Here is an 18,600-nt window from a genome sequence, read left to right as displayed (position 1 = left end):
CAGCCGGCGCGCGTCCTTTAAAATTCAATTCCCCGCCGGGCTTTGCCGCCTTTAGCGTAGACGTGCTTGACTTCGGTGATGTCCGAGACGATGTCGGCAAGCTCCACCATCCAGGCCGGAGCGCCGCGCCCGGACAGGACCAGATGGCAGCCTCGGTCCTGACAACGCTGAACGAGCCCCCGCACCTCCTCTTCCAGGAGCAGGCCATGGTGCAGGGCGTAAAGGGTCTCGTCGAGGATAAGCATGTCAACGCCCTGCTCCACGCGCGCATCCGCCCATCGCAAAAGCTGCGCCGCCTTTTCGCGATGCGTGTCAAAGTCGTTGTCCCGGAAGAAGCCCGCTCCCGAGGCCAGAAAATCCTCTCCGAGCAATTCGGCCAGCATGGTCTGTTCACCAGCCAGATCGCCCCGCTTCATGAACTGCCCGAAGGCCACGGCAAGCCCCTGCCCCAAGGCGCGGATGGCCTGCCCCACGCAGGCAGAGGTCTTGCCCTTGCCGTTGCCGGTGTAGATCAGGAGCATGCGTCCCCCTCAGGCTCACGCGGAGCATTCAGACGGGCCAATGTCGCGCGGACCTGGGCCAGGATCTCTTCCTCGCCTTCGACCTTGCCGCCGAGCATGAGCACCCGGCCGTCGCAGATGGTCGTGTCCACGCAGGAGCTGTTCGCGCTGTAGACCAGGTTGGACACAAGGTGATGGTTCGGGACCATGCGCACATGCTCCAGATCGACCAGAATGCAATCCGCGAGCTTGCCCGAGGCAATGCACCCCGCATCCAGGCCGTACATGCGCGCCCCGTTCACGGTGGCCGCGTCGAGAGCTTCCTGGGCCGGAAAGACGGTGGGGTCCATGGACGTGACCTTGGCCAGCAGAGAGGCGATCTTCATTTCCTCGATCATGTCCAGATTGTTGTTCGAGGAACAGCCGTCCGTACCCAGGGCCACGGTGACGCCATGAGCCTGCATGGCGGCGTAGTCGAACTGCCCGGAACACAGCTTCATGTTCGAGACCGGGCAGTGCACGACCTGCACCCCGTGCCCGGCCAGCAGCTCCATCTCCTTCCCGGTCATCCACACGGCATGCGCCAGGATCAGGTTCGGGGCCAAAAGACCCAGCTCGTGCAGATACTCCACCGGCCTTTTGCCATGTTTGGCCAAACAGTCCTCAACCTCTTTTTGCGTCTCGGAAAGGTGCAGATGCACCAGAAGACCGTGCCGGTTCGCGTATTCCCCCAGCCAGCGCAGGGAGTCCGAAGACACGGTGTAGATGGCGTGAGGCCCGAGAATGAACTGAATCCGGTCCGGAAACGCGACGCTGGCGGCGTGCAGATCCATGACCTGCCGCTTCATGGTTTCGGCACGGACCGGATCGTCGAAATCAAAAAATGCCGCGGACAGCGCCGCACGCATGCCCATGTCCGTCACGGCCCGGGCCGTGCCCTTCCAATGCCAGTACATATCGGCGAAAAAGGTCGTTCCGGACTTGATCATCTCAAGGCAGGCGAGCTTCGCGCCCCAATAGATGTCATCCTCCGTCAGCCGGGCCTCGAAGGGCCAGATGTGATCGGCCAGCCATGTATGCAGATCCATATCGTCGGCATAGCCGCGCAGAAGCGTCATTGCCGCATGGGTGTGGGCATTGTGGAAGGATGGCAGGATGGCCTTGCCCGACCCGTCGATCACCACGTCGGCGGACGAGTCCACGTCCGTTCCGATGGAGTCGAAACGATTGCCCTTGATGAGCACATCGACCAGCTCTCCATTCAGGCGCACTTTTTTTATCAAGATACTCAAGAGGCCACCTCCATTGTTTGGAGGTACCTGATAACGACATCGCCCCGGCGTTGTCCATAGAGATGCTTTGCGCGCTGCCGCAGGTCAGGGGGTCGACATTTCCGGCTGGTGCCTCCTTCTCTTTTGCAAAGGGGTCGGTTATACACTCGCGCACGCAATTCATGTACACGAGGTATAAAATGAATAATACAGGCATGCTCTCCACGCTGCGAGGCAAGATAACAGCGACAATCCTGACCCTGCTGGCCCTCAATGCCGCAGGCCTGATCTGGATCGCCCTCACGGCAAGCTCCGCCATCTCGCCGCTGACTTGGGGCGTGGCAGGGATCATCCTGCTCGTGACTGCGGGCATCGGAGCCGCGGCGCTGAAGATTCTGCACCGCGAGGCGCAGCGGGGCATCGCCGACATAAACGCCGTGTTCCAGAACATCCAGGGCCAGGAGGCCGACCTGTCCTGCACCATGGAAGACCTGGACAACCCGGACTTGAAGCACATCTCGGTCTGCTACAACGGCTTTTTGGCGAGCGTGCGCGAACTGGTGGAAAGAATTCGCAGGATGGGCATCGACATCGCCCTCGACAGCACGCGCATGGCCAAGTCCGTGTTCGACACCAGGAACAAGACTGCGGCCCAGGGCTCCATCGCCGAGGAAGTGGCCGTGGCCAGCAACGAGGCCAACGCGGCCATCGCCGAAATCGCGCAGAACACGCAGTATGTGGCCGAAAAAACCACCAGCAACCTGAACACCGCCCACCGGTCGCACACCGAACTCCAGGACGTCACGGACAAGATCCACAAGATCAACGCCATCGTCGAATCCTTCCGCAACACCGTGGACGACCTAGGCGCGAGCTCCGCCAACATCCTGAGCATCGTGACCATCATCAACGGCATCTCCGAACAGACCAACCTGTTGTCCCTGAACGCCACCATCGAGGCGGCCCGGGCCGGCGAACACGGCAAGGGTTTTGCCGTGGTGGCCGAAGAAGTGCGCGAACTCTCGCGCAGGATCAAGCCCGCCACGGAAGAAATATCCAACAATATCGGAGCCATGGTCAAAATCGTCGAACGCACCCAGACCGAGACCGCGCAGATCCTGGATTACGCCAAGGACACGGACCAGGTCGTGACCGCGGCCACGGTCAATTTCGAACGCATGATCGAAGATTTTGAAACAGCCAACGACCAGTTGATCAAAATCGCGGCCGCCATCGAAGAATTGTCGACCAACAACAACGACGTCACCGAGAAAGTCAACAACATCAACGCACTCAGTCAAGAAATCGCCGGAGACATGAACTCTTCGGCCACCTCGGTGGACGCTTTGAACTCCGTCACCGAGCAGATGCTCGAACTGGTGGCCAGGTTCAAGACCGGAGAAGGAAAATTCGACACGGTCATCGATACGGCCAAAGATATCCGCGACGATTATCAGACCCGAATTCAGAGCATGAAGGATCGGGGCATTAATGTCTTCGACACGCAGTACAAGCCGGTGCCGAACACCTCGCCCCAGAAATACGTCACCGCCTTCAGCGATGCCTTTGTCAAGGAGATGCAAAGCGTCGTCGACGAAGCGCAGAAAAGAATCCCGGGGACCATCTATTGCCTTGCCATCGACCGCAAAGGCTACCTGCCCATCCATCACGGAGCCGTGTCCAAGCCCATGACCGGCGACCCGGCCAAGGACCTGCTCTACAGCAGGCACCAACGCGTCTACCAGAACAACCGCACCGAACAGCGCAGATGCTCGCACACCGACCCGCTCCTGCTGCAAACCTACATGCGCGACACCGGCGAAATATTAAACGACCTGTCCATGCCCATCTTTGTCGACGGCAAGCACTGGGGCGCCTTCATCATGGGCTTTGACCCGCGAGCCATGTTCAGCGGATCTTGAAGACCGGCAATTCACCGTAAAGGCCGGCCCGCGCCGGCCTTTACGCACCACTGCTCTCATCCGGCCGCGACTCTCTTTGCCTGATCTGCGCACAATTCAAGAAAATAGCCATGCACGCGCCCGTCTGCGGTCAATTCCGGATGAAAGGCCGTGGCCATGAGATGCCCCTGACGCAAAGCCACCGGAGCCTCTCCCTGACGGGCCAGGACCGTAACGCCCGGGCCCGTTTCAAGCACGCGCGGAGCGCGAATGAACACGCCCGGGTAGGGCCGGGAATCCGGGAGATCCGCAAAAGACAGGCCGGATACAAAACTCTCCTGCTGGCGTCCGTAGGCATTGCGCGCGACCCCCATGTCCATCAGCCCCAGAAAGGGCTCCTCGCCGTCCACTCTGGCCGCCACAAGGATGAGCCCCGCGCAGACGCCCCAGACCGGCCGGGTCGCCCCGAAATCGCGCAAGGCGGCGTCAAGCCCGAATTGTCCTGCCAAACGCCGCATGCTCGTGCTCTCGCCGCCGGGCAGGATAAGCCCGTCAAGGCCCTCCAGCTGCGCAGGAGTGCGGACCAGTCCGGCCCGCACTCCGAATGACCCGAGCATTTCGGCATGTTCGGCAAAGGCGCCCTGCAGGGCCAGAATGCCGATGCGCATCACCAGCCCCGGCCTGCGAACTGCTCCGCGGCGGCCAGAGACCGAACCGCGATACCGGACATGGCCTCGCCCAGATTTTCGCTGACCCGGGCCAGAATGGACGGATCGTCGAAGTGGGTCACCGCCTGCACAATGGCCCGCGCTCTCCTGGCCGGATCGCCGCTCTTGAAAATCCCCGACCCCACGAAAACCCCGTCCATGCCGAGCTGCATCATGAGGGCGGCGTCGGCCGGCGTGGCCACCCCGCCGGCCGCGAAATTGACCACGGGCAATCGCCCGAGTTCGCGCACCCGGCGCAGCAGTTCCACGGGCGCGCCGATCTCCTTGGCATAGGTGACCAGCTCTTCGGGGGGCATGCCGCGCACCAGCCTGACCTGGCTTTGCACGGCCCGGGCATGGCGCACGGCCTCGACCACATCCCCGGTACCCGCCTCGCCCTTGGTGCGGATCATGGCCGCGCCCTCGGCAATGCGGCGCAATGCTTCGCCCAGATTGCGGCAGCCGCAGACAAACGGCACCTTGAATGCGTGCTTGTCGATATGAAATTCCTCATCCGCCGGGGTCAAAACCTCGCTCTCGTCGATGTAGTCCACGCCCACGGCCTCAAGAATGCGGGCCTCCATGAAGTGGCCGATGCGGCATTTGGCCATGACCGGAATGGAAACCGCCGCCATGATCTCGCGAATCATGGACGGATCGGACATGCGGGCCACGCCGCCGCAGGCCCGGATATCGGCGGGAACCCGCTCCAGGGCCATGACCGCGCAGGCCCCGGCCTCTTCGGCGATGCGGGCCTGATCCGCGTTCACCACGTCCATGATCACCCCGCCCTTGAACATCCGGGCCAGGCCCGTGTTGAGCATTGTCTTATCGTCATTTGCGTCGTTTGGTTTCATGCTGTCCTCCGTTTGAGATTGGACAGTCGTTGAAACAGTCTGGACGCAAAATGACAATAGCAGTTTATTGCGGAGAAAATATGGAGGATTTCTCCATATCAGACGGATTCAAGAGAAAGCAGGTAGGAGCGCAAACTGTCCTGGCGGCAGTTAAGCCCAAGCTTACGGCGGAGATGATGGCGGTGGGTATCGATGGTGGAAGAGCCGACCCCGAGGCGGACGGCTATTTCCTTGGTGCCGAGCCCTTCGCGAATCAGCTCCGCGACCTGGATCTCGGCCGGCGTGAGGCCCTGGCAGACCGTGGACAAGCGATGGCAAAAGGGCTCGGTCAGTTCCTTGAGGCCCTGCCGGAGTTGCTCGGTCAGCACGCGGACCTCCTCTCCGGCACAGAGACCTTCCAGGCGATCCAGGGTCGGGGCGATGCGACGACGGACATTGGCCAGCACGGCTTGTTCCAGTTCCTCGCGGTCTTCCTCGCGCTGCCGCAGGAGAACTTTCAGGGCCGCGTTCATCTCGGCCAGGCGCTCGGCCTGGGCCAAAAGCTCGGCGGTGCGTTCCCGGACCCGTTCCTCCAGCGCCTCGCTGTGCCGCGCCAACGCCGCCTCCTCTTCCTTGCGCCCGCTGATCTCGGCCAGCGTACCCACGTAGCCCAAGAGCGTCCCGTCCGGGCCGTGAACCGGTCGGGTCTGCTCCTCCACCCAGCCCACCCGGCCGTCCGGGCGGTAGTAGCGATACTCGGCGCGAAAAAGAGGCGCCCCCCCGGCCACGGAACTGGCCCGCTCGCCCAGCAATCTCGGCAGGTCTTGTGGATGGACGGTCCTGGCCCAGCCGTCGCCCAGAGCCTGGGCCTCGGACAGCCCCATCATCTCGCAGAAGGTCGTATTCACGAAAACGCATTTGTCGCCGGCGTCGTCAAAAAAAATGCCCAGAGGCGAGCCGTCGACCAGGACCCGCAAACGGGCCTGCAAGACCGCCAGTTCGGCTTCAAGATCGCGCAGACGTTTTTCTGGATCAAGTGACATGGAAACGCAGATAAAGGCTCATCTCAATTATGGGAATACTTCTTTTTGCGGCCCCGCGCAGCGCGGCATCAGGGCCGGGCCTCTGCCAAAACAAACCCGCCCCTTGATCCCGGCCCGTGCACGGCGTACGTACCATTGAAACAGACGTTCTGGAGATTCTTATGAAAAGCTTGATCCTTTTGTGCACTCTTGTGCTGGGCATCCTGCCGGCTACCGCGGCCGTGGCCGGACCGTGGATCGCCCTTGAGCCCGTCCAGCTTTCCGCCACAGGCACCTCCGCGACCCTGCCGGTGGGTGAAAAGCTCGGCAAAATCGACAACCTGCGTTTCAAAATCGACGGCGCGACAGTCACGTTTGAAAGCCTGACCCTCATCCCGGTGGAGGGCGACCCCATCCCCTTGCGCACCCCCATGCAGCTCAAATCCGGAGAATCCTCGGGGCTCGTCAACATTCCGGGGATGTCTACGGCCATCGACACGCTCAAGCTTGTCTACCGCATCACCGACGGCCAGCCCGCCACGATGACTCTGCGCATCAAGCAGGACTGAGCGGCGAAAGGAGAGCTCGGCAATCCGCCACAAAATCAACCCCGTGCCTGTATGCGCGAAAATCCGGGGATGCGAGCCGGAGTCCGGGCGCGGCAATGAGCCGGTCCAAGCAAAAATTTGCAGTTTGCGGAATCAATCGATAGGGCCAGCGAGACAAATGCCCGCGACAATGGCGTTGCCGGGCCCGAATTCTGTTGCCTGGAGGCGCGGTTATGCTCGAAGATGAAGATATTCTTTTTTCAGACCTCAAACTTGACCCGGACACGTTTTACTTCCTGTATATAGGGGAAATAAAAACGGATTGCCTGAATCAATTCTTCAAGGAGACGCTCTTCAAGATTCACGGCCGGCCTTTCGATTTCATTTCCATCCTACCGGATGTGCTCGAATCCTATCCGCACAAAAACACCATGGTCATAAACCCCATGGCCCGGGAGCTTTTCCGGGAAAAAGGCCGCAAAGTCAGCTTCCGCATCCCGCCTCGCACCTTTGCGTCCCTTGTCTCCGCATCGGACACGGTCAATGAACTCATCCGCCAACTCCTCGACAAGCAGGGGCACGTCTTCATCCATGTCTTCGAATCCGTGCCGGAACTGACCCTGGCGCTCATCCCCGGCGTACGCGTGCTGGGGCCCAGCGGACACATCGCCAATATCTGGAACAACAAGCTCTATCAGTTGCAGCGCTTGAAAGACGTCGCGCCGGTCATCAACTACCGCGTCAGTCAGGACGCGCAGGACATGCTGAACATTACCCGGGAACTCTGGGACGAATGGACGGACGGCATGTTTGTCAGCCAGCCCTATTCCGCGGCCGGGGTGAACAGCTTTGTTGCCCACTCGCAGGAAGAGATCGAGACCAAGACCGCGCATCTGCGGGGCAAGTTCTTCATCAGCCGCTACATCCCGCATGTGGCCGACCCCACGGTTCTGGGGATCGTGGCCAACGCCCAGGATGTGTTCATCGCGGCCACCGCCGACCAGGAAATATACGACGGCAACAAGTTTCGCGGATCCACATTTCCGTCCGAGCAGCCCTACGCCATTCAGCAGGAGCTGCGCGAGATCACGCGCAGGATCGGGCAGGTCATGGGTCGCAGCGGCTATCGCGGCATCTTCGGCTGCGACTACATCGTCGACGCCGAGGGGCGGATTTTTTTCGTGGAGGTCAACGCCCGCAAGCAGGGCACGACCATGGAGATGTGCTGCACGCTTGAAAACGCCCTGCCGCCGGAAACCCCCGGCCTGCTTGAGCTGGAATACCACGCCGTGATGTTCGACCGTTTTCCGGACAACATGATGGAAATGAAAGAGGCCCTGAACGGGATCTGCTGGCGGACCTACAACTTCAAGCTCGAACATGAAGCCGAGACCGACCACATCGTCCCCGTGGACGAAGACGAGCGGACCCTCTTCCGCCAGGTAGTCTGCAACGGCCAGGAACACGGGGTGATCGTGGTCGAACACGTGGGCGGCAAACAGGCCGTCATGCCCGGCACCTTTCTGGGCAGGGTCGTGGCCGTTGCCCGTGACCGCTGCATGCTCGAAGACGACATACGCCTGGGCATCGAGCAGCTGAACGACTCCATCCGCAAACACTCGCAAACTCAAGAATCTCAAGAGGACGGACAGAAATGAGCATCAATGCCTTGGACGCGTTTACGACAGATCTCTTTGAAAAACTGTTCACCGTGAAGAAAGACGGGATGGCATCGGACGAAGAGCAGCGGGCCATTGCCGAGCTTTTCAGAAAGGCGGAAGCCGAAAAGCTGACCGCGCCCATCGTCGCCCTTTTCTTGGCGCTGGAAAAATTCCACGATGACCAAGGCTTTACTCCGGAGCAGCTGGGCTTGACGCGAGACGCCCTTACGGCCCTGGCTGTGAAACACGAAGAGATAGACGAGCACCGCGTCACCGTGGGCGGACGCGTGGGCAAGGCCCTGCCCATCGTCGACGCGGCCCAAAGCAGGGTCCGCGAATACCTGGACCGCCATCCCAAGGAAGCCCCCAGCGGCATCGAAGTCTGGGACCGGATGCTCGAAAACCAAAAGCGCATCAAAAACGTGCTAAGCATGAGCGATGACGACTGGAACTCCTACTCCGGCCAGCTGCGCCACGCCATCGAGGACGTCGAGACCCTGTCCAAGGTCGTCGATCTGCCGGCCAAGGCCATAGAGGACGTGCTGCGGGTCACCAGGACCTACCGCATGCGCCTCACCCCCTACTACGCGAGCCTCATCCTGCCGGGCCAGGTCAACGACCCGGTCCTGCTGCAGGCCGTGCCCACCGGCGAGATGGTCGACAACGCAGGAGTCGAGATCCCGCCCGTGGCCGCCGACCATTCCCCGGCCCGGCTCATCGACCAGTTTTATCCCAGAGTGGTGACCATCAAAGCCACCAACATGTGCGCCATGTACTGCACCCATTGCCTGCGCATCGCCCATATCGGCGCCAAGGACCGCCTCTACGGCAAGGAAGCCTACGGCGAGGCCCTGGAGTACATCCGCGCCAACCCCGAAATCCGCGACGTGCTGATCACCGGCGGAGACAGCCTGGTCCTGCCCAACAGCATGCTCGAATGGCTCCTGGGGCAGCTTGACGCCATCGAACACGTGCGCATGAAGCGGCTTGGCACACGCATCCCCGTGACCACGCCGCAGCGCATCGACAGCGAACTCCTGGATATCCTGGAAGCCAGCAGCGACAAAAAGCCCCTGCGCGTGGTCACCCAGATCAACACCGCCCAAGAGATCACGCCGGTCTCCAAGGCCGCTTTCCAGGCCATCTCCAAGCGCGTGGCCGCGGTCATGAACCAGGCCGTGCTTTTGAAAGGGATCAACGATTCAAGCGTGAAGATGTGGAAGCTGTGCGAGACCATTCAGGAAGCCTATGTGAGACCGTACTATGTCTTCAACTGCAGCTACCGCAACCCGCAGTTCAAGCATCTGCGCGTGCCCGTGGCCGTTGGCCAGAGCATCATCGAAAGCATGTACGGCAACATCTCCGGCGACGCCATCCCGCGCTACATCGCCACGGCCGGCGGCAAGATCCCCTTGCACCGCACCAACGTGCTCGAACACGGCCAGGGTTACGTGAAGATGCAAAAGCCCTGGAGCGGCGAACAGGTCAGCTATCCCGATCCCGAGCCGCAGGAATATGCCCGGCAGGACTTCGGCTTCGCCAAGTACGAAAAATGATCCCGGCCATGCACGACGCGATCCTGTCCTATCTTGAGCCCCGCCGCAGGGAGGCCCTGGATCTTTTGCAACGGCTGGTGGAAATCCAGAGCGGGAGCCGCAACAAGCCCGGTCTGGACCGCATGGCCGTGGACGTGGCCGAAGTTCTTGGCGGCATCCTGCCCGAGGCGCGCATCCTGCCTTTCACGGAGCACGGGAACATGGTCCAGGGCATGACCCTCCCGGCCGCAAGGGGAGAGAAGGGCATCGTGCTGGTCGGACACATGGACACGGTCTTCCCCGCAGACACCAGTTTCACCGCGTTTCGTGAAGACGAAGAGCGCTGCTTCGGCCCGGGCGTCTATGACATGAAAGGCGGCCTCGTGGTCGCGTTCTACGCCTTGAAGGCCCTGTCCCAGCTGGGGCTGCTGGAGGAGATACCCGTCACCGTACTGTGCAATTCCGACGAGGAGATCGGCTCGCCCGCTTCCCGGCCCTGGATCGAAGAACAGGCGAAGGGAGCCTTGGCCGCCCTGGTTTTCGAGGGCGGCGGGGCAAACAACGACGTGGTCACCGGTCGCAAAGGGCGGCTCGGCATGCACCTGACCGTGCGCGGCCGGGCCGGGCATGCGGCCAAAGGCGGGGCCAAGGCCAGCGCCATCCTGGAGCTGGCGCACAAGATCATCGCCCTGGAAGGCTTGAACGACGGTCGCGAGATCACGCTCAATGTCGGGCAAATCACGGGGGGCATCGGCCCGAACACCGTGCCCGAACTTGCCACGGCGGCTCTCGATGCCCGTTTCCTGACCCCGGACGGCCAGCTGCGGCTTGAACAGAACCTGGCCCGGATTGCCGCCAAAGAAAGCGTCGGTGGAACCTCAACCACCCTGAGCGTACAGTCCGGACGCCCGGCCATGCCGCAATCCGAGGGCAACCGGCGGCTCTGGAGCATCGCCCGCGAGCAGGCACATCTCCTCGGCTACGACCTGCCGGAAGAGCTGCGCTCCGGCGTTTCCGACGCCAACTTCATTGCCGGTCTGGGCGTGCCCGTTCTCGACGGGCTGGGCCCGGTGGGCGATCTGGACCACAGCGATCTGGAGTTTATTCTCAAAGATTCCCTCTGCGCCCGGGCGGCGCTCACCGCCACGACCATCACAGCAATCTGGAATCATGCGCAAAGCGGCTGATTTTTCCGTCCCGCGCAATTTGACAGACCGAATAATCTTCAGCATAGAAGATCGATAATGTAGTGGATTTTTTTCACGTCACAACAATTCATTGATGGAGGTGCTTATGGTTGGAAGAAAATGGCTGGCCGCCCTTGTTGTCGTTCTCGGAATGGCGGTGTCCGCTCCCCAGGCTATGGCCAAGCAGGACATCCTCTTCGGCGGAGCGTCGATCACCGGCGTCTACTACCAGGTCGCGCTGCAGCTCAGCAACATGATGAACAAGCATGCGGCCGACAAGTACAACTATATCGGCCGGCCCACGGGCGGCTCCGTCTTCAACATCAATGCCATTGACCGCGGCGCGTTCGACTTCGCCGTGGCCCAGTCCGACCGCAACTGGCAGGGCTTCAACGGCGCCGCCGACTGGGAAGGAAAGCCCGTCACCGGTCTGCGCAGCGTCTTCAGCATGCACCCCGAGACCGTTCTGCTGGTCACCCGCAAGGATGCCGGCATCAAGACCGTCATGGACATGAAGGGCAAGCGCATCAACATCGGCAACCCCGGCTCCGGCCAGCGCGGCAATGCCGAAGACGTCCTGCGCATCTACGGACTCGACTACAACAAGGATTTCAGCGCCGAAGCACTGCAGCAGGCTGAAGCCTCCCGCGCCCTGGTCGACCAGAAGGTCGATGCCTTCTTCTTCACCGTCGGCAACCCCAGCGCCGCTGTCGAAGAACCGGCCCAGTCCGTCGACCTTGACATCATTGCCATCAACTCCGACGGCATCAAGGACTTCGTGGCCAAGCATCCCTACTACATCATGACCACGATTCCGGCCGGCACCTACAAGGGCGTGGACAAGGATGTCGAAACCTACGCCGTAACCGCCACCGTCATCTCCAACGAATCCGTGTCCGAAGAAGTCGTCTATGACATGGTCAAGACCGTGTTTGAAAACCTGGATGAACTTAAAGCCTCCCACGCCGCTTTCCGCAACTTGAACCCCAAGGAAATGCTGCAGGGCCTCTCCGCCCCGCTGCATCCCGGCGCGATCAAGTACTACAAGGAAAAAGGTTGGATGTAGCCTCATCCTGACAAGGGGGCCCCAAGGCCCCCTTGTCTTTTTCACAGGATTTCTCTTTCTTCCGCCTCACTTCTCTGACGTAAGGACACTGTCATGGCAGAACACGAAACACCCAAACAAGACAACGCCGCCCCCGGCCAAGAGTCTTCCGCCAGCATGAAACAGGCAGCCGAAGACCTTGTGGCCATGGTCGAAGCAGGCGCGCGGGAACCCTCGAATTTTTTCGCCTCCGGCGTGATCACGTTTTTGTGCCTGTGCTGGTCCTGCTTCCAGCTCTACCTGGCCTACCAGCCCCTGGACTCGCATATCGCCCGGGCCTGGCATCTGGGTTTTGCGGTGTGCCTGGCCTTCCTGGCCTATCCTGCCTACAAGCAGCATACCCCGCCCATGTGGGTAAAATGGACCAGAAAAGTCATCCCCAATTTCGCCAGGCGCTCCATACGTACCTACATTCCCTACTATGACATGATCCTTGCGGCGCTGGCCACGGCCGGTGCGCTGTACATCTGGTGGGATTACGACCAGCTCATCAACCGCCAGGGCCTGCCCAACACCATGGACATCTGGATGGGCATCATCCTGATCGCGCTGCTGCTTGAGGCCGCCAGGCGCTCCCTCGGGCCCGCCCTGACCATCCTTGGCGGCATCTTCATGGGCTACACTGTTTTCGGCCCCTACCTGCCCGAAGTGCTGCGTCATCGCGGCGTGCCGCTCGATTTCATCATCAGCGACATGTATCTGACCACCACCGGCATATTCGGCGTGCCGCTCGGCGTGTCGACGGATTTCGTCTTTCTTTTCGTCCTCTTCGGCGCCCTGCTCGACCGTGCGGGCGGAGGAAAATATTTCATCGACGTGGCCTTCTCGGCGCTGGGCACCTTTCGCGGCGGTCCGGCCAAAGCCGCGGTCCTGGCCTCGGGCCTGACCGGCCTGGTCTCGGGCTCGTCCATCGCCAACACGGTGACCACCGGCACCTTCACCATCCCGCTGATGAAAAAGGTGGGCTTTCCGGCCTACAAGGCCGCGGCCGTAGAAGTGGCGGCCTCCACCAACGGGCAGCTCATGCCTCCGGTCATGGGCGCGGCGGCCTTCATCATGGCCGAAATCATCGGCATCCCCTATCTCGATGTCGTCCGTGCAGCCTTCCTGCCCGCGATCATTTCCTATCTGGCCCTGTTCTGGGTCGTGCACGTCGAATCCATGAAGATGGGCATCAAGGCCATCCCGCGCAGCCAGCTTCCGCCCTTCTTCAAGACCTTGGTGCGGGGCTGTCACTTCATCATCCCGCTGGCGGTACTGATCTTTTTCCTGGTGATCGTGCGTCGCTCACCCGTGACCTCGGCGCTTCTGGCCATCGAGAGCCTGACCGTGATCATGCTGGTGCAGCGTCCGATCATCGCATTTTTGACCATGGGCGCCCATCGCCGCGCCGGTACCCTGGACCCGGCCGTAGACACCAAACGGTTCATCGCCGCCGCTGCCTGGCAGGGCCTCGTCGACATCTGGAACGGCCTGATCATGGGCGCGCGCAACATGATCTCCGTGGGCGTGGCCACTGCCACGGCCGGAATCATCGTCGGCGTGGTGACCATCACCGGCCTTGTCGGCCGTTTCATCACCCTCATCGACACCATCTCCATGGGCAACGTGGTCCTGATGCTCATCTTCACGGCCATAACCAGCCTGATCCTAGGCATGGGCATGCCGACCACGGCCAATTACATCATCATGGCCACCCTGACCGCGCCGGTCATCGTGCAACTCGGGGCCGACGCAGGGCTTGTCTTTCCCCTCGTCGCGGCCCACCTGTTCGTCTTCTATTTCGGCATTCTCGCCGACGACACGCCTCCGGTGGGGCTCGCCGCCTACGCGGGGGCGGCCATCGCGCGCTCCGACCCGATTAAAACCGGTGTGCAGGGTTTCGCCTATGACCTGCGCACCGCGATCCTGCCCTTCATCTTCCTCTTCAACACCGATCTCTTGATGATTTCGGGCGTGACAAGCACAGGAGACATCATCTGGCTGGACGACTACCTGCACATCGCCTGGATCTTCTTTTCCGGAACGATCGCCATGTTCGCATTCGCCTCGGCGATCCAGGGCTGGCTGGTCAAAAGCTGCAGCTGGGTCGAGCGCCTTGCCCTGCTGGCCATTTGCGCCACGACCTTCCGTCCGGGCGCCTTTGCGCCGTACCTGCCCTTCGACCGACTGGGAATGCAGATTCTGGGAGTTTGCGTTTTCTTCCTTTTGGTCGCTTGGCAAATGTCGCAAAAAAAGACTAAGAAAAAGAAAAAAGTCACCACCTAAAAAAGGCGAGGCGATTCATGTACAAACGTATTCTTGTCCCCATTGACTTGCAGGAGTCTGATGACCGCGCCCGTTGCATGGGCCTGGAAAGAGCAATTGAGCTTTGTCGCTTATACAAAGCACAGTTATACATTCTGACAGTTGTTCCGGACATGGGAATGCCGATTGTCGCCAACTATTTCCCACCAGACGCAGGAGACAAGATTGTCAGCGAGGCGGAGGAAATGCTGCACGACATGGTTGGTGTCTATATACCTGATGATGTGGAAGCCAATTATCTTGTTGCGCAGGGCTCGATCTACAGAAGAATTCTACGCATGGCTGAAAAAATAAATGCGGACCTCGTCGTCATGCCCGCACATCGCCTCAAACTGCAGGACTATCTCTTGGGCACGAACACGGCCAAGGTCGTCCGACATGCCGCGTGTTCCGTGCTGGTGGTGCGCTACGACTCCGAGGAGTCCTGCGCCATTTTCGACCAGTCGGGCGACTTCGAAGACGAAGAGTGACCCCAAGCCTTGGGACGGAGCTTTGCCCGCACCCTCAAACCGCCACACAGCCCGCGACGGATCGCGCGCGGCATCCCAAGACCGGGATGCCACTCGCGATCCGTCCGGGCTGATCATTTTTCCCGGCCACGAAACCGGCCCCTGGCCGGGCAGGATAGGCACCGCCGCCCCCTGAATCCCTGTTTTTTTGATGCGCGGGGCCCGATCCCGGCTCAAGCGCCTTTACATCCTGCCCCGCACCCTTCAGAATGATATTTTTTGAAGGAACCCCATGAACAAAACTGTCATCGTCATCGGCGGCGGACCGGCCGGTCTTCTGGCCGCTGCCAGCGCGGCCTCGAAAGGCACCTCGGTCACACTGCTCGAACGCATGGACCGCCCAGGCCGCAAGCTCAGAATCTGCGGCAAGGGTCGTGGCAATATCGGCAATACTGCGCCTCTGGATGAGTTCCTGACTCATTTCGGCAAGAATTTTCGTTTCCTGCGTCCGGCCCTGTCCCATTTTTTCACCAAAGACACGGTCGAACTGCTGCACAGCCTTGGCGTTCCGACCAAAGAAGAACGCGGAGGACGCCTTTTTCCCGCCAGCGACAGCGCCCAGGACCTGGTCGACGCTTTTGTGCGCAACGCCCGGACAAAAGGCGTTACCATCCGCACCGGCTGCCGGGTACGCGGCATCAGCCGCAGGGAAGATGGTTTCGAGGTCGCCTTCGGGTCTCAGGTCCTCGCGGCAGACAGGGTCATCCTGACCACGGGAGGGGCCTCCTATCCTGCGACGGGCTCGACCGGCGACGGTTACGAGCTGGCCAAAAGCCTGGGGCACGCCATCGTGCCCATCGCTCCGGCGCTTATTCCGCTGATCACCGCCGGAGACACCGCCGCGAAGCTGCAGGGGTTGTCGCTCAAGAATGTTCGCGTCGAACTGCGCGTCGATGGCAAAAAGACCGGGGAAGACATGGGTGAGATGCTCTTCACCCATTTCGGGTTGTCCGGCCCCCTTATCCTGACCCTCAGCAAGGCCGCCGTACGGGCTGTGGACCAGCGCAAGAAGACCGAAATCCTGATCGACTTGAAGCCCGCCCTGGACCCCGCCAAGCTCGATGCCCGCCTGCTGCGCGACCTGGGCGAGCATGGCAAGATGCACATGGAGAACCTGCTGCGCGGACTGATGCCGCCCAAACTCATCCCGGTTTGCCTGGAGCAGACCCGTCTGGCCGCAGACAAGGCCGCCCACCAGATCTCGGCCGAGGAGCGCAAGCGTCTGCGGCTGTGGCTCAAGGAGCTGCGTTTCACCGTCAGCGGCTACCGACCCTTGCGTGAGGCAATCGTCACCTCCGGCGGAGTGGAACTGTCCGAGGTCAATCCCAAGACCATGCAATCGAAGGTCTGCCCGGGGCTCTTTCTGGCCGGAGAAGTGCTCGACATGGACGCCGACACGGGCGGCTTCAACCTGCAGGCGGCCCTGTCCACGGGCTACCTGGCAGGACTGAGCGCCTCCGATGCTCCCTGACCTTGCACGCACCCAGGTGTTGCGCTAGGAGTCTTACGGGACGTACGCTTTCCAAGGAGTTTGGCATGATCGACTTCAAAATTCCCGCGCCAAGGGGCATCCGCCGCACACGGCCCACGGCGAGGGCGGACGTGCAGGCGACCGAAGCGCCGGCAGCCCTGAACGCGCAGGTCTGAGCAAAAAGCCATGCCGCGCGGACAAAGCACCCTCCTGACGGAACTCAAAAGCCTCGTCGCCGCCATCGAAGTCAGCGCACGTGCAAACGACTCGGTCATGCTCAAAGCGCACCTGAAAGAGCTTGTTGCCTGGGCCAGGCAACTCATCCTGCGCGTGCCGCTCTCCTCGTCCACGCTGGCAGTGGAAAACGCCGGCTTGAAGCGCAGGCTGCGCGCGTCAAAAATCAGTTTCGACTCCATGATCTCCGCCTACAAGGCCATCCTGGACGCTTTTGAAACCTTTCGAGGGACCGTCGACCTTGTCCAGCAGACAAAGCGCCTGGAAGAACTCCCCGCGACGCTGGATGCCATCCGCAGGCTGCGCACTCTGCACACCCTGCACGTTGTTCTCGACCATGACCTTTTCGAGCAGCGCATCCCCAAAGGAGTCGGCCGGGCCTCGGCCGCCATGATCCGGGAACGCCTGAAACAATTCTCTCCGAGCCCGCACGCTCCAAGGCTCTTTCTCGGCGAGGTCAGGCATATTGAAAAACCCGGCTTTTTCCTCGGCCTCGATGAGGACCCGCCATCCGGTTCCTGCTTCATCTTTGCCCTCGGACACAAATACGTGCACTCCAAGATCATCGGAGTCGTGGCGGCCTACGATCCCAACCCAAGGCGCTACGCTCCGGACAAGGCCACGGATTTTCTGAGTCATTTCTGCGATATCCTGGCCTGCACCCTGATCACCGCCCTAGAGCACGCCCAGCTTGAGGAACTGACCGTTCGCGACGGCCTGACCGGGGTGAACAACCGCACGTACCTGGAACGCCATGCCGGGCGCATCCTTGATTTCGCGGCGCGCAAGAAGCTCCCGGTGCACCTGCTTTTCATCGACCTGAACGGATTCAAGGCGGTCAACGACACCCTCGGACACGAGGCGGGAGACGCCATTCTGGTGGCGGTGGCCAGAGCCCTCCAGGCCATGATCCGCAAATACGACATCCTGGTGCGCCTTGGCGGCGACGAATTCGTGATCCTGCTCCCGGACACGGACAAGCACATGGCCCGGGCATTCGTGACCCGCCTGCGCCAGACCCTGGCCAGCCTTGACGTTGGGCAGGTCTGCTCCCTGGACACCGATCTGCGGATTTCCGCCTCTGTCGGCTTAAGCCGTCACCAGCCTCCCCAGAGCCTGGAAAGTCTTATCAAGGCCGCCGATCAGAACATGTATGAGGACAAGACTCATGCGAAAGAAGGTCCGGCAGGCGATCATGCTGCCTTTATCCCAAAAACAGCCCCTCCCCCGGCAAGGACCGCGCATAAATATGATTGAACTCGACATCCCCGGATTCGGACAGCGCGCCCTGCACCACCTGGTGCTGGATTACAACGGCACCCTGGCTATCGACGGCCGGATTCAGCCCGGAGTCTCCTCGCGGCTGAGCCAACTCAAGCACGATTTACTGATCCACATCCTGACTGCGGACACTTTCGGCACTGTTCGCGCCACCTTCGGCCAAACCGACTTCACCGTGCACGTCCTCCCGGCCGGAGGCGAGCGCGAGGCCAAGGCCGAATATGTACGCGCGCTCGGAGTCAGTTCCTGCGTCTGCATGGGAAATGGCGCCAACGATGCCTCGATGCTTATGGAGGCGGGACTGTCCGTGGCCGTGCTCCAGCCCGAAGGCGTGGCCATGGCCGCACTCTCCTCGGCCCATATCCTGGTCCCCGGCATTGAAGCCGGCCTTGATCTGCTCTTGCACCCCACACGTCTCAAAGCCACCCTGCGCGCCTGAAGCTTGCTCTGGCCAGACGTGATCGAACTATTTTAAGTACGCATTACTAATAATGAGCATTGATTAATTCATGCCGAATACGTATG

At 61.1% G+C, this 18,600-nt stretch carries 16 protein-coding genes; 11 read left to right on the top strand and 5 right to left on the bottom strand.

What is annotated here, in order from left to right:
* Positions 1-17 precede the first annotated feature (17 nt).
* Both DBAC_RS00215 and DBAC_RS00210 read right to left on the bottom strand, forming a co-directional pair.
* Positions 18-521, bottom strand: a complete 504-nt coding sequence (locus tag DBAC_RS00215; RefSeq protein ID WP_012805258.1) for a cob(I)yrinic acid a,c-diamide adenosyltransferase — start codon at positions 519-521, stop codon at positions 18-20.
* On the bottom strand, positions 512-1,792 hold the full coding sequence (locus DBAC_RS00210) for an amidohydrolase (protein ID WP_012805257.1): 1,281 nt from the start codon (positions 1,790-1,792) through the stop codon (positions 512-514). Before DBAC_RS00210 ends, DBAC_RS00215 begins: the two co-directional genes overlap by 10 nt.
* 179 nt (positions 1,793-1,971) lie before the next feature.
* Here DBAC_RS00210 and DBAC_RS00205 point away from each other — a divergent pair, with 179 nt between their 5' ends.
* Positions 1,972-3,693: a methyl-accepting chemotaxis protein gene (locus DBAC_RS00205; protein WP_012805256.1), complete on the top strand. Its 1,722-nt coding sequence runs from the start codon at positions 1,972-1,974 to the stop codon at positions 3,691-3,693.
* Positions 3,694-3,749: 56 nt separating this feature from the next.
* Here DBAC_RS00205 and pdxT read toward each other — a convergent pair whose 3' ends face one another.
* From pdxT to DBAC_RS17510, 3 genes are all read right to left on the bottom strand, one after another.
* A complete protein-coding gene (gene pdxT, locus DBAC_RS00200) occupies positions 3,750-4,340 on the bottom strand; it encodes a pyridoxal 5'-phosphate synthase glutaminase subunit PdxT (RefSeq protein WP_012805255.1) in 591 nt (196 codons plus the stop codon).
* Entirely contained in the window at positions 4,340-5,236 is an 897-nt protein-coding gene (gene pdxS / locus DBAC_RS00195; protein ID WP_012805254.1) for a pyridoxal 5'-phosphate synthase lyase subunit PdxS, read from the bottom strand. Before pdxS ends, pdxT begins: the two co-directional genes overlap by 1 nt.
* Positions 5,237-5,334: 98 nt before the next feature.
* A complete protein-coding gene (locus DBAC_RS17510) occupies positions 5,335-6,258 on the bottom strand; it encodes a PAS domain S-box protein (protein ID WP_012805253.1) in 924 nt (307 codons plus the stop codon).
* 161 nt (positions 6,259-6,419) lie between these two features.
* Here DBAC_RS17510 and DBAC_RS00185 point away from each other — a divergent pair, with 161 nt between their 5' ends.
* The 10 genes from DBAC_RS00185 to DBAC_RS00140 all read left to right on the top strand — a co-directional run bounded on the left by DBAC_RS00185 (position 6,420) and on the right by DBAC_RS00140 (position 18,514).
* On the top strand, positions 6,420-6,806 hold the full coding sequence (locus DBAC_RS00185; RefSeq protein WP_012805252.1) for a hypothetical protein: 387 nt from the start codon (positions 6,420-6,422) through the stop codon (positions 6,804-6,806).
* A 212-nt stretch (positions 6,807-7,018) separates the two neighbouring features.
* Positions 7,019-8,443, top strand: coding sequence for an ATP-grasp domain-containing protein (locus DBAC_RS00180; RefSeq protein ID WP_012805251.1), 1,425 nt, complete (start codon positions 7,019-7,021; stop codon positions 8,441-8,443).
* Positions 8,440-10,002, top strand: coding sequence for a KamA family radical SAM protein (locus tag DBAC_RS00175; protein WP_012805250.1), 1,563 nt, complete (start codon positions 8,440-8,442; stop codon positions 10,000-10,002). Before DBAC_RS00180 ends, DBAC_RS00175 begins: the two co-directional genes overlap by 4 nt.
* Before the next feature lie 8 nt (positions 10,003-10,010).
* The gene (locus DBAC_RS00170; protein WP_167320904.1) at positions 10,011-11,168 is read left to right on the top strand and encodes a M20 family metallopeptidase; all 1,158 of its coding nucleotides are present in this window, start codon (positions 10,011-10,013) and stop codon (positions 11,166-11,168) included.
* A gap of 106 nt (positions 11,169-11,274) precedes the next feature.
* Positions 11,275-12,234, top strand: a complete 960-nt coding sequence (locus tag DBAC_RS00165) for a TAXI family TRAP transporter solute-binding subunit (protein WP_012805248.1) — start codon at positions 11,275-11,277, stop codon at positions 12,232-12,234.
* Positions 12,235-12,327: 93 nt separating this feature from the next.
* On the top strand, positions 12,328-14,541 hold the full coding sequence (locus DBAC_RS00160; RefSeq protein WP_012805247.1) for a TRAP transporter permease: 2,214 nt from the start codon (positions 12,328-12,330) through the stop codon (positions 14,539-14,541).
* Between the two features lie 17 nt (positions 14,542-14,558).
* Positions 14,559-15,050 (top strand): universal stress protein, encoded by a 492-nt coding sequence (locus DBAC_RS00155; RefSeq protein WP_012805246.1) that lies wholly within the window; start codon positions 14,559-14,561, stop codon positions 15,048-15,050.
* Between the two features lie 271 nt (positions 15,051-15,321).
* Entirely contained in the window at positions 15,322-16,560 is a 1,239-nt protein-coding gene (locus DBAC_RS00150; protein ID WP_012805245.1) for a BaiN/RdsA family NAD(P)/FAD-dependent oxidoreductase, read from the top strand.
* 186 nt (positions 16,561-16,746) lie between these two features.
* A complete protein-coding gene (locus DBAC_RS00145) occupies positions 16,747-18,051 on the top strand; it encodes a sensor domain-containing diguanylate cyclase (protein WP_012805243.1) in 1,305 nt (434 codons plus the stop codon).
* Positions 18,044-18,514 carry an HAD family hydrolase gene (locus DBAC_RS00140; protein ID WP_012805242.1) on the top strand — a complete coding sequence of 157 codons (471 nt, stop codon included), beginning with the start codon at positions 18,044-18,046 and terminating at the stop codon, positions 18,512-18,514. The genes DBAC_RS00145 and DBAC_RS00140 overlap by 8 nt, the downstream gene beginning before the upstream one ends.
* Positions 18,515-18,600 lie beyond the last annotated feature (86 nt).

Origin of the sequence: Desulfomicrobium baculatum DSM 4028 (assembly GCF_000023225.1) — a bacterium.
GTDB classification, from domain to species: Bacteria; Desulfobacterota; Desulfovibrionia; order Desulfovibrionales; family Desulfomicrobiaceae; genus Desulfomicrobium; species Desulfomicrobium baculatum.
This window is presented reverse-complemented; position numbering and strand designations above follow the sequence as displayed.

Bases quoted from the DNA above. Each gene is read 5' to 3' on its own strand.
- DBAC_RS00215 (WP_012805258.1), bottom strand. From the start codon at position 521: ATGCTCCTGATCTACACCGGCAACGGCAAGGGCAAGACCTCTGCCTGC.
- DBAC_RS00160 (WP_012805247.1), top strand. From the start codon at position 12,328: ATGGCAGAACACGAAACACCCAAACAAGACAACGCCGCCCCCGGCCAA.
- DBAC_RS00180 (WP_012805251.1), top strand. From the start codon at position 7,019: ATGCTCGAAGATGAAGATATTCTTTTTTCAGACCTCAAACTTGACCCG.
- pdxS (WP_012805254.1), bottom strand. From the start codon at position 5,236: ATGAAACCAAACGACGCAAATGACGATAAGACAATGCTCAACACGGGC.
- DBAC_RS00165 (WP_012805248.1), top strand. From the start codon at position 11,275: ATGGTTGGAAGAAAATGGCTGGCCGCCCTTGTTGTCGTTCTCGGAATG.
- DBAC_RS00150 (WP_012805245.1), top strand. From the start codon at position 15,322: ATGAACAAAACTGTCATCGTCATCGGCGGCGGACCGGCCGGTCTTCTG.
- DBAC_RS00175 (WP_012805250.1), top strand. From the start codon at position 8,440: ATGAGCATCAATGCCTTGGACGCGTTTACGACAGATCTCTTTGAAAAA.
- DBAC_RS00205 (WP_012805256.1), top strand. From the start codon at position 1,972: ATGAATAATACAGGCATGCTCTCCACGCTGCGAGGCAAGATAACAGCG.
- DBAC_RS00155 (WP_012805246.1), top strand. From the start codon at position 14,559: ATGTACAAACGTATTCTTGTCCCCATTGACTTGCAGGAGTCTGATGAC.
- pdxT (WP_012805255.1), bottom strand. From the start codon at position 4,340: ATGCGCATCGGCATTCTGGCCCTGCAGGGCGCCTTTGCCGAACATGCC.
- DBAC_RS00185 (WP_012805252.1), top strand. From the start codon at position 6,420: ATGAAAAGCTTGATCCTTTTGTGCACTCTTGTGCTGGGCATCCTGCCG.
- DBAC_RS00140 (WP_012805242.1), top strand. From the start codon at position 18,044: ATGATTGAACTCGACATCCCCGGATTCGGACAGCGCGCCCTGCACCAC.
- DBAC_RS00145 (WP_012805243.1), top strand. From the start codon at position 16,747: ATGCCGCGCGGACAAAGCACCCTCCTGACGGAACTCAAAAGCCTCGTC.
- DBAC_RS17510 (WP_012805253.1), bottom strand. From the start codon at position 6,258: ATGTCACTTGATCCAGAAAAACGTCTGCGCGATCTTGAAGCCGAACTG.
- DBAC_RS00170 (WP_167320904.1), top strand. From the start codon at position 10,011: ATGCACGACGCGATCCTGTCCTATCTTGAGCCCCGCCGCAGGGAGGCC.